At 42.2% G+C, this 10214-nt stretch carries 14 protein-coding genes; 4 read left to right on the forward strand and 10 right to left on the reverse strand.

What is annotated here, in order from left to right; all coding sequences use genetic code 11:
- On the reverse strand, nucleotides 1-473 hold a 473-nt coding region (locus Q0541_RS18115; RefSeq protein WP_298912988.1), incomplete at its 3' end, for a helix-turn-helix domain-containing protein.
- 586 nt (nucleotides 474-1059) lie between these two features.
- Between Q0541_RS18115 and Q0541_RS18120 the strand changes: the two genes are divergently transcribed.
- Entirely contained in the window at nucleotides 1060-1329 is a 270-nt protein-coding gene (locus Q0541_RS18120) for a hypothetical protein (protein ID WP_298912991.1), read from the forward strand.
- 84 nt (nucleotides 1330-1413) lie between these two features.
- Complete coding sequence (locus Q0541_RS18125; RefSeq protein ID WP_298912994.1) at nucleotides 1414-2685, forward strand: alpha-L-fucosidase; 1272 nt, start codon at nucleotides 1414-1416, stop codon at nucleotides 2683-2685.
- Nucleotides 2686-2874: 189 nt separating this feature from the next.
- On the opposite strand, the gene Q0541_RS18130 is transcribed toward Q0541_RS18125, so the two are convergent.
- The 6 genes from Q0541_RS18130 to Q0541_RS18155 all read right to left on the reverse strand — a co-directional run bounded on the left by Q0541_RS18130 (nucleotide 2875) and on the right by Q0541_RS18155 (nucleotide 5603).
- The gene (locus Q0541_RS18130; protein WP_298912997.1) at nucleotides 2875-3327 is read right to left on the reverse strand and encodes an Hsp20/alpha crystallin family protein; all 453 of its coding nucleotides are present in this window, start codon (nucleotides 3325-3327) and stop codon (nucleotides 2875-2877) included.
- Nucleotides 3328-3569: 242 nt separating this feature from the next.
- Nucleotides 3570-4223, reverse strand: a complete 654-nt coding sequence (locus Q0541_RS18135; RefSeq protein WP_298913000.1) for a hypothetical protein — start codon at nucleotides 4221-4223, stop codon at nucleotides 3570-3572.
- 69 nt (nucleotides 4224-4292) lie between these two features.
- Complete coding sequence (locus Q0541_RS18140) at nucleotides 4293-4781, reverse strand: GIY-YIG nuclease family protein (RefSeq protein ID WP_298913003.1); 489 nt, start codon at nucleotides 4779-4781, stop codon at nucleotides 4293-4295.
- Nucleotides 4782-4797: 16 nt separating this feature from the next.
- Nucleotides 4798-4968 (reverse strand): hypothetical protein, encoded by a 171-nt coding sequence (locus Q0541_RS18145; RefSeq protein WP_298913006.1) that lies wholly within the window; start codon nucleotides 4966-4968, stop codon nucleotides 4798-4800.
- A 28-nt stretch (nucleotides 4969-4996) separates the two neighbouring features.
- Nucleotides 4997-5290 carry a hypothetical protein gene (locus tag Q0541_RS18150; protein ID WP_298913014.1) on the reverse strand — a complete coding sequence of 98 codons (294 nt, stop codon included), beginning with the start codon at nucleotides 5288-5290 and terminating at the stop codon, nucleotides 4997-4999.
- A complete protein-coding gene (locus Q0541_RS18155; protein WP_298913017.1) occupies nucleotides 5274-5603 on the reverse strand; it encodes a DUF2252 family protein in 330 nt (109 codons plus the stop codon). Before Q0541_RS18155 ends, Q0541_RS18150 begins: the two co-directional genes overlap by 17 nt.
- A gap of 227 nt (nucleotides 5604-5830) precedes the next feature.
- Here Q0541_RS18155 and Q0541_RS18160 point away from each other — a divergent pair, with 227 nt between their 5' ends.
- The gene (locus tag Q0541_RS18160; RefSeq protein WP_298913020.1) at nucleotides 5831-6763 is read left to right on the forward strand and encodes a GIY-YIG nuclease family protein; all 933 of its coding nucleotides are present in this window, start codon (nucleotides 5831-5833) and stop codon (nucleotides 6761-6763) included.
- A 62-nt stretch (nucleotides 6764-6825) separates the two neighbouring features.
- Here the strand turns inward: Q0541_RS18160 and Q0541_RS18165 are convergent, their stop codons facing one another.
- The 3 genes from Q0541_RS18165 to Q0541_RS18175 all read right to left on the reverse strand — a co-directional run bounded on the left by Q0541_RS18165 (nucleotide 6826) and on the right by Q0541_RS18175 (nucleotide 8228).
- Nucleotides 6826-7173, reverse strand: a complete 348-nt coding sequence (locus Q0541_RS18165; RefSeq protein ID WP_298913023.1) for a hypothetical protein — start codon at nucleotides 7171-7173, stop codon at nucleotides 6826-6828.
- A 99-nt stretch (nucleotides 7174-7272) separates the two neighbouring features.
- The gene (locus tag Q0541_RS18170; RefSeq protein ID WP_298913025.1) at nucleotides 7273-7563 is read right to left on the reverse strand and encodes an HNH endonuclease; all 291 of its coding nucleotides are present in this window, start codon (nucleotides 7561-7563) and stop codon (nucleotides 7273-7275) included.
- A gap of 470 nt (nucleotides 7564-8033) precedes the next feature.
- The gene (locus Q0541_RS18175; protein ID WP_298913028.1) at nucleotides 8034-8228 is read right to left on the reverse strand and encodes an aldo/keto reductase; all 195 of its coding nucleotides are present in this window, start codon (nucleotides 8226-8228) and stop codon (nucleotides 8034-8036) included.
- Nucleotides 8229-8758: 530 nt separating this feature from the next.
- Here Q0541_RS18175 and Q0541_RS18180 point away from each other — a divergent pair.
- A complete protein-coding gene (locus Q0541_RS18180; RefSeq protein WP_298913031.1) occupies nucleotides 8759-9781 on the forward strand; it encodes a tRNA-dihydrouridine synthase family protein in 1023 nt (340 codons plus the stop codon).
- Nucleotides 9782-10214: the final 433 nt, after the last annotated feature.

Consider the following 10214-nt stretch of genomic DNA (forward strand, 5'->3'; position numbering starts at 1 on the left):
ATTTTAGCGATCGCACCTTTTTCACCCAACCTCACAAAATCGCGTTGCTCCCTCTTAACTCTTGTACTCTTGGGGTATCTTGCTCGCTGGCATAAAGACTTTTTTTTTACACGTAAGCCTAATTTTTCTACCGCACGATGCATTGTACTAATACTTACACTAATCCCTGTGCGTTCTGCATAGCGATGCCTGCGGCGGGCTACGCCTACGCATAATTCTCTGAGTAGCAAATCATTTTTTTCCTCAACTAAAGACTGGATAAAGCCTAGATGCTCGTTTTGAATCGTTGGCTTTTGATATCCTCCACGTCGTTTTGCCTCGATTTGTCCATTTGTCCGATACTGAGATAGTAGATTTCTTACAAATGACAAGCTGACCTTAAATCTTTGCGCCAACTGGCGTTGAGAGCCTTCTTTGGCTTTCCACGCTCTAATCACACGCTCACGCAAATCCTTTGAGTAAGATACTGGCATCTATTCATACAATATTATTTCTTCAGTCTAACTTAGTTTGTGGTTCAATTACCTGAAAATAGCTGTAATATCCTCACCAAGGAATAGGGCCTGCGCTCTAAATCATCTCTGCCATTAAAAAGGAGTTTTTGCATTGTTGCTCAATACTATCTTTTGTCTATTAAGGGAACACCAGGAAATAGATTATCCCATCTTGTGATGCGGCAGGATGCCCATCCCACGAGAAATTTTGGGACGTTTTTTTATTGGGAATTCCCTTTATTACTATGTATTTTCTAGTACATTACTAGCCAGTTGTGGCGTACCCCTGCTCTTAAGCAAGCTACGCGCAGCGTCTCCAAGAGTTGCGATGACCGAGCGCTGTGGGTTGGCTGCTCTCGTTATTCTACAGCGTTGGGTCAACAAGTGGCGATTTGTAGCTGTTCTGTTCTGTTGATATCTCATTTAAACGGCAATTCAGAGAGTTGTTATGCCAAATTGCCAGAATCTTTGAACATGGCACCGTAACTTCAACTTTTTCTTAGAGGAAAGTCTAAAGAGCGACACCGAACAGCCCCTTAAAGTAGACATCGCCCCCACCCCAACCATGACCAACATCCACAATCTGGGATTGACCGATACCGAGTATGCCCAGCTAGCAGCCCAAGGCTACGACCCCAACAAGCGAACACCAGTTGATAGAGCTTGGCGAGAACATAGACCAAGCCAGGAAGCTAGCGCGAATAGTGGGACTGACCAAAGACAAAGCACCCCAGACAGACGAGGAGTGGGAAGAATTTATGGCAGTTTGGGGGGATTAGTTCTGAGGGAAATCGGGCAAGGGGACGATCGCATTTTCACCACAGCCAACAAATAATAACAACCAAAATCTGTATATGTACTAAGATGCTCTTGGGAGCTATTTCTCCTTTCTTAAGCAGAATTATTGCCAAATTTCACCATGATGAATAACTGGTTTGACACAGCTCGATTGGGGATGTTTATTCATTGGGGACATAGTTCTCAAATTGGATGTGAGTTATCTTGGCCGTTAGTTGGGGGTGTATTCAGCCTACCTTTTTGCAAAGATATTCCAGTTGAGAAATATCACTTCACAGCTAATACTTTCAATCCACAGCAATACAATCCTCAAGAATGGGCAGATTTAGCAAAAAGTATAGGAATGAAATATGCCATATTAACAGCCAAACATCATAATGGTTTTGCCCTATTCCATAGCCAAGAATCAGACTTTTCAATTGCATCTGCACCTTATAAAAAAGATATTGTACGTGAATATATCGAAGCGATGCGCTCTGTAGGATTGCGTATTGGTCTTTATTTTTCACTTAGTGACTGGCATCATCCTGACTATCCGGCTTTTACAGAGGCAGATAAACCTTATCGCTTTGACCAGCTACCTCAACCTACAGCCCAACAGTGGGAGCGATATATCCAATTTATGTTCAATCAGATACGAGAATTACTGACCAACTATGGTCAAATTGACATCATTTGGTTTGACGGAAGTTGGGAACGCACTCCTGAGCAATGGCAGGCTGAAAAATTAGCAAAAATGATTCGTGATTTACAACCGAATATTCTCATTAATGATCGTCTGCCAAATTGTGGAGATTTTGAGACTCCTGAACAGTTTATTCCTCCTCACCCACCTGATCATCCTTGGGAAACTTGTCTGACTATTAACGAGAGTTGGGGATACAATTCAGATGATCGCAACTTCAAATCTTCTCGTCAATTAATTCATACCCTTTGTGAAGTAGCTGGCATTGGAGGCAACCTCTTGCTCAATGTTAGCCCAATGGGTAATGGACAAATCCCTCCTGAGCAGTTAGAGCGTCTCAAAGATATCGCAGATTGGATGGAGAGCCACTCTGAAAGTATACTTGATACAACCCCAGGATTAGAACCGTGGCAATTTTATGGCCCCTCAACTCGTAATGGCGTTCGCGCTTCGCATGCCGGAGGTAATCGCATTTATCTACACCTATTAATGAAACCTTACGAGACAATATCGGTTAAGGGTATACCAATCAAGCAAGTAAAATCAGTGTCTGTTCTTGCTGACGGTACAGCACTAACCTACACAAGTCGCTGTGCAATTATGGATTCTATTCTTAATCCCAATCCGTTAGGAGAATTAACAATTGATGTACCTGAATCAGTAATTAATCCATACGTTACAGTGATTTGTATTGATATTGACTCTTGAGTAATTAATGTAAATTCAGTAACAGTACAGCGATCGCCCCAATTCTTAGAGGAAAAAAGAGCGTAGGCGCAGCCCGTCGTAGACATCGCATATCACAGACAATTGCTACAAAAAAGCCCAGTCATCTCATAACTGGGCTTTTAGCTATCTCAATCAATTATTGTCGGTAGAGTAGTCTCAGCAGAACCATTAGGCAGCAGGTTGTTCCAGATTAACTTTGACAACTTTGTTCTTTTCTTGCTCGGTTTTTGGCAGTGTCAAATTCAAAATGCCATCTTTATAAACTGCGGTGACATTGGTATTTTGAACCCTAGGAGATAAAGGAATTACACGTTGGAATTTACCATAGTAGAATTCGCTCTTGGTAGTACCTTTTTCTTCAGTTTTAGTTTCAGACTTGCGCTCACCGCTAATGTGAACAGCATCTTCGGTGACTTGAATATCTAAGTCTTTAGCTGACAGTCCTGGCAGTTCTAGCTTCAGAAGAATAGCATCATCAGTTTCGTGTAACTCAGCAGATGGAACTTTGATAAAATCTCTGTCAAGCTGTGCAGATGGTACTCTGGTATCTCCCAATAAGCCGTTGATGTGACGTTCTAAAGTGTTCAATTCTTGCCAGGGGTTGTAACGACGAACTAGCATATTAATTTACCCCTTGTGTTATTAGTAGTTTTTTGTTCAACCAACTTTGGATTTAATTCCTTGCTTTGATTTCCATATTATTGAAAACTACAAAGCTTGTAAATTCGGTTTTTTCACCTAATAATTGATGATTACCGCAAGAATTATTAGGTGGATTACAAGGTGTAGAAAACTGCAAAATTATTGGTTCGGGAAACCCTATAAATGCTGAATTGAATTTGACTACACATCGCGTTATTATGTCAGCCAGAAGTGGGCGTATTTCGTTGTCGACGCAGCCAAAAAGCCGCCCCCATCATGCCTATAAGAGCCGATGCAGTGGTAGTGCTTGGCTCTGGAATGTTTTTTGAAAACACCTGAATGGTTCCACTGACTTTTGATTTGCCTGTTGTAGGAATATTTGGGTCTAGACTGATTTGATAAACCTCAGAAAGTGTCAGTGTGCCGACAGCGCCTTTAAATAAACCTTCACCACTAGTAATAGTAAAAATATTCGTGGCAGTGCCTTTTAAGGAGAGAAAGTCAATTACTCCAGTAGCGTAATTTGTGCCAAACAATTTATTACTGCCGTTACCAAACAACACCACCTCGCCTACTGGCAAGCTCTGCAAACCAAATGTGGTGGCATCTGTGTTAAATCGTAACTCTCCAGTAGTAAAGTTAACTTGGCTGTAGGTTAAACCGCTAACTTTCGTTAAATCATAAGGAGCATCAATACTTTGCCCTGAAATAGTTGTTACTGAAACATCTGGCGTGATGGGTTTAGACGTGGAGAATACGTTATAAGTGGCATTGAATGTGTAAAGCTGTTGTGCCGTCGCACTTTTTACATCTAACCCAAAACCAATACTCGCCAAGGCGACTGTCACAAGCCATGCAGTGTATGAGCGATGCATAAAAATTTAGGTATTTAGCAATAAAAACACTGACTATAAGAATACAGCAATATTTAAATTCTCTTCACCCTACCCAAACGGTTGCCCCCATCTCTCCCAGTTTTCTTTATTGAATGGACTGCGCCACTTCAAAATAAGGTTCAATTCCAACTCTTGCCGTGCGCGTCGGTCAGTGGGTGCATCCCACCAAAACGCCGCATTGACCGCAGTCTTCATCCCATAGCGATAATGTAAATCTTGGTAGCTGGCGATGTAATCTTTGCAGCCGTGTATGCCTTTCCACCGCTTGTTACTGCGGCACGTCTCACCCACATACAAAATCAGACCAGCCGTAGAATCAATGATGAAATACAGACACGCATCACCGGGGCTATCAGCTGGCATCCTATGAAACGACATTGGCACAAGCCGCAGCAAGAGCGGATCAATTTGGTCTGGGTCGCAGTGGTTGGGTGCAATGTCGAATAACGTCGCCTGCTGCACTGGCTTGGTTTCCCTCACCCGTTGCTGATAGTCCAAAATTTGCGCTTTCCACTTCAGCAGGGTATCAGCACTCATCACCAACGCCTCTGCTCTACGTGCTGGTGTGGTTTTTACGTCTGGAAATAGGTTTAACTGATTGGGTTCCAAAGGTATTAATTACGGGGAGCGTGCTGACTAGCTGATTATCCCCCAGAACTGAATCAAGTAAACCTGTTAACGGGTTTAGGAGTGCGATCGCACTCCTGTAATCACTATCACCCATATTCAACAATTGCAATCAACAGTTCAGTTTAGTAGAGTGTCACCCCACTGTTGTAAGCGTTCACGAAACTGGTGTAGTCGTACTCGACTTGAGTTGCATAGTCTAGAGCAAAGTTAACAATCTCATCTTTGAATACAGGCTTGTTACTGCTGGTGATATCAGTCACTTGCTTGTCAACGCTTTCTGAAACGGGAGCAACGCGATTTTGTGAGGTGCTGCAACCTGGGACGTATATAGCTTGTTTCGGGATGCGATCGCAACTAAAAAACCAAGTTTTGTTGAGAATATAGAGGTATAATTGAGAACTAAACCCCGATCTCACTTTTTCGCGTTGCTCCCTTCTGAAACAATGCTAGCATCGTAATCTTGATCAGAGATAGCATGGTTCTTAGCAACGACCTTACCTGCATATCCCATTGCATCCATGAACTTTGACTTAGTGTTAGCAACGTATAGTCAAAGTCAACCTGGTAAGGGGATTTTTCATGCAGCATAAAGGGAATGCTACTGACCGTAGTGTAGCCAACTAAAGGGTCAGTATTGGAAAGCATCGCTTTGGTGGCGATTGTCACCCTCGCTCCTTCATGATTTCCATAGACTGAACTTGGCAGTAAACCTGGAGCTGCGATCGCCAACGCCTTCACTTTCCTTTTTTTCCTCTAAGAAACTTTCGAGTATCCATTCACACAAACTATACTTATCCTCAAGAGATAAAGAGCGACGAGCAAGCGATATCTACGCTTGACTCCATTGCACTTTTATTCTTCAAATCAACATTACCTAGCCCAGAAGATAGATACATTTTTGAAAAGTTGAAGCACACTTGTAAAAGCAACTTTAACTATTCAATAATGGTGTGTCAATGTGGCTAAAATATGGTGTAAATGAAGATGGGATATTGATATGTATTGAAGATATCAACAGGGGGAAGACTTTACTTAAGTGTCCTTATTGCCAGGGTAGTTTGCTTGCTAAAAAAGGCAAGGTGAAAGAGCATCATTTTGCTCATCACGGAGAAACTTGTCGCCCCGTAGCTAACCGGGAATTTGCAACTCTGCCACTGTATGATAATTTCAATGTTCAGTTATCTGGCAAGGATTTAGCACAGTTAAAACTGCTTTGGCAGGAGTACGGAGCCAAAAATTACCCGATTAGTTCCTACTTAGTTACTCCTGGTTTACTCAAAGCAGGAATGTTGAGAAAAAACGTATACTTAACCCCAAGAGAATATGAATTTAGTGATTTAGGTAAAATTCCTGTTGGAGCGCTAGAGTTAACGCGATTCAACGATGTGCAGTCACCGCTATTACTTAAAAAGCTGCTGAAGCTAGAGCTAGCTTTTAAACACGCCGAATACAAAAATGCCCCAGGTTTAGCATATCGATTTACTGATTTGAAGCTGTATCGCGCTCAACTCAAACGTATATTATCCTGTACACTCTATTTTTTAGAGATTGAAACGAATATTGGCACTTTGTATAAGATAGGAGTAACCCAAAGACCCGTTGTCAAGCGAGTAGCAGAAGTAAAAATTGAATTGCTTGCTCATTATTCGAGTGCTGCTATTAAAGTATTAGGAACTTGGAAGCATAGGGGGAATATTGAATTATATTTCAAACACCGCTATCGAGATTTTAATCATCCCATCGGCAGTTTAACTGAGTATTATAAGTTTAATGCTGAGGATACCGAAATAGTACTGCGTGACCTGCAACAAATGCAACCAAAAATACTATCTCTTGATGAAATAGATATTCTTGAGGAGAATACTAGCTTGATTCAAGTTGCTGTGTAACGTTTATATCACATCAGTGGAAGACACTTACTGCTTAATAAGCCAAAATACCTTTTGTATTGCTATTCCTTCAAATACTCTGCTACTGCTGCCAAATCTGACATTGCTCGATTTAGCCGATTAAGCAAAGCTTGTGCTACTTCAGGTTGAGCGCTGACGGTTTCAAGTTTTTCTTTTAGATGACGGTCTAGGGCTTCTATCCACAATGACAATTGGGTGTGACGAATTGCTGCCAGCAACCCCATATTTCTTAACACAGCCAAATGAAACCCAAGTTGGTTTTGTCCGCCGTAGCCTAGATATCCATCCCAGAGTTCCAACTTTTCTGGGGTAAACTCTACATATTGGTCAAAAGTAATACCCGCAGACTCTAGTTGAGGTTGTGGCAGTGGAGGTTGAGAGTTAGTCATAGTAATGTTTCCAATAACTGATATCACTTTTACCTACTACTCTAAATTCTCTAGACCATCTACATTAGGACACAAGTGGTGTGACTCGCACCTTACTTTTTAGGGATGGACTGATACCCGCTTACCTGGGTCTTGCTTCCTTACCCAAACCAAGAATTTTTGCATTTGCGGCTCATTTTTGAGCTTGTCTAGTGTGTTGAGTTCAAGGGCCAGCAGCTTATTATCGAATAAAACATGAATCTGTCGATGACAGGCAGAACAAATATTTGCTGTTGGGCCTGGGTCTTGTTTTTTACGTTTGGTATTTTGTCGTGGAACTAAGTGATGGACAGTTAAATGCTCCATCTCTCTTTGGCAGAGTTGGCATTGCTTGTGTTGATTATTTGACACCTGATGAATGATAAAACCCTATCTAATATGATAGCGATTATTAAACTTAGGGCTAATCGACTCAACATAAAACTGCCCTGGAGTTAATCCAGAGCAGTTTTTGATAGAAGCAAATTATATAGGAGACTTTTCGTGTTGTCCCCGGTTTATGCATAGTAAATACCGTTATATAATATTATTCACCTCAATTTTCTTGCTTTACGCAAAAAACGAATAATCTTGAAGTTGGCATTACAAAGTTGAGAAGTCAGCATCAGCCAACGTATCATAGACGGCATCCACTTCTCTAGTGTCTACCTCTGATTTAGTTATAAAACTTCCTCAACCGGGTTAGAACAAGCAGATAGTGAGCGATCGCAGCAAGCTCACTGGCTTCATGCGATCGCAACTTATTTGGATCTTTTTATTGTGGAATGCGTTCAGCCTCGAACTTGCGCTGATGCCAGTAAGGATAGATTGGCGCGCTGGCGCTAAGGGAGTTGAGCCGATTTACTTCCAAAGAGTGTTAGCTCCCACTGAGCAGCACCAAGGTTGTCTCGAAGTTGTTGTTCATTCCGCGCTCCGATAATAACGGATGTGATCCCAGACTGACGTAACAGCCAGTTGAGTGCGACTTGAGCAACACTGACACCACGGTTATTAGCCACTTCGTGCAGAACTTCCACAATGAGATGTTGACACCTGCATCAAGGCAAATATCAATCAGATGCTGCGCCTCGTCTACTTGAGTCGCCCCAATTTCTTGGAAGAAGTCACTACCACCAAAGGTCATTGTACCGAAACTGAGAACCGAAATCTTGAGACCGGATTTTCCTAAAAATCGCGTTTCCATCGCTGTTACTTCTTGAAGCCGTGCCTATTTGCAGATCAAGTGAACATTTTCTCACAATGGATAGTTTCTGCTGAACAGCTTATGACATCTTCTCAATCACCTCATCAGTCATCTGAATTTGGTTTTTTCCTATATGACTGCATTCAACGGCTTGTCCACAGCATAATGAACCATTACATAAAGATGTGGGTTTGTTTTTATTGGATGCAATTAGCCATTTCTGAAACTGGGATTATCCCTTCTCTTGCCACTATTATTCTGGAGAAATCTTTTCTTAATTCCTTGGGTTGGTCGTGGCAATCAGAATAACTACTCACCCCTAATTACGATAGAGTAATGTTTTGTCAAACGCTGTTCATCTCTATGTCGTCCCAAGTATCGCTCCCCCAATCGCTGCATCCAGACCTTCCCCTCACGGCTCTTGCGCCCATGCAGGATGTGACAAACCTCTGGTTTATGAAGGTGATTGCCCATTACGGCAGTCCTGACTACTTCTTCACCGAGTATTTTCGGGTGAATGATACCTCACGGCTCAATCGTAGCATTCTGACAGCAATCACCGAAAATGACACTGGTCGCCCCGTTTTTGCTCAAATGATTGGCGAAAGCATAAAAGACTTAGTAAGAACAGCAAAGGAACTCTGCAAATATAATATCGCTGGAGTTGACTTGAACATGGGTTGTCCAGCACCTAGAATCTATCGCAAAAATGTTGGGGGTGCATTGCTCCTCTCACCAGAAAAAGTGGAGCGGATTTTGGGAGAGTTGCGTTCTGCTGTGAATGATCGTCCTTTAACTGTCAAGATGCGCTTAGGCTTTGAAAACACTGATAACTTTTACTCTATTCTAGATATAATTAATCGCCACAGCATTGATTTGCTGAGTTTACATGGTCGCACAGTTCTAGATATGTACCACGGACCAGTGAAATATGATTTGATTGCCTCTGCGGTCAAACGGGTCGATTGCCCAGTGCTTGCCAATGGCAATATCAACTCTGCTTTTACTGCTGTTGAAGTGCTTTCTCAACCGGGGGCGGCGGGTGTGATGGTGGGACGCTTGGCAATTGGAAATCCTTGGCTTTTCAATCAAATTCGCCAGGCTTTGCGCTTCGAGACGATCACGCCTGTTCCTTTAGTAGAGGTACGCAACTATATTGATCGTTTATGGCAAACCCCCGCAGCAGCATCTATGCCAGAGCGGGCGCGCATCGGCTACCTAAAAATGTTCCTCAACTACATTGCCCTAAGCGTTGACGCTGAAGGTGATTTCCTGCGGCTGATGCGAAAGACCTCTACCGAGGTAGAAATATTTAACCTCTGTGATCGCGTTCTCCTTGGCGATTTGACGAAAACTTTAGCCCTAACACCCTCAAGCAGCCTGTAACTGTGGACAACAAATCTGAGGTAGTAAAAGAGACTAGTGCAGGCTGGCAGAAATAACTAACTAGTCTAAGCCGAGTCAGAATAACCTAAACATATAATACATTTGTACCAATAAGTTCTTTTGCTGTCGAAGTTGAGCATCCGCAGTCGAGTCTAATTTTTAGTAATTGCACTGAGTTTTGGAAATAAGTAGTTGAAGCCATGATCTAATTGCCGTTCATGTGCTAGTTATCATAGACCCGTGTATATGATAATTTTTTTGTTCGATCATTTCCTTTAACCAGTCAAATAAACCTACAACCTCGAACTTAGTCGGAAAACCCTAAAAAGAGTGTAGTAATGCCATCTGTCGCCTTAAACATCTGTTGCAGGAGAATCAAGATATAGCAATCCTAAATCATTTGTAAAAAATCACAGTTGTTGATACTCTGAAC

The organism is uncultured Nostoc sp. (assembly GCF_937863485.1).
GTDB lineage: Bacteria > Cyanobacteriota > Cyanobacteriia > Cyanobacteriales > Nostocaceae > Nostoc.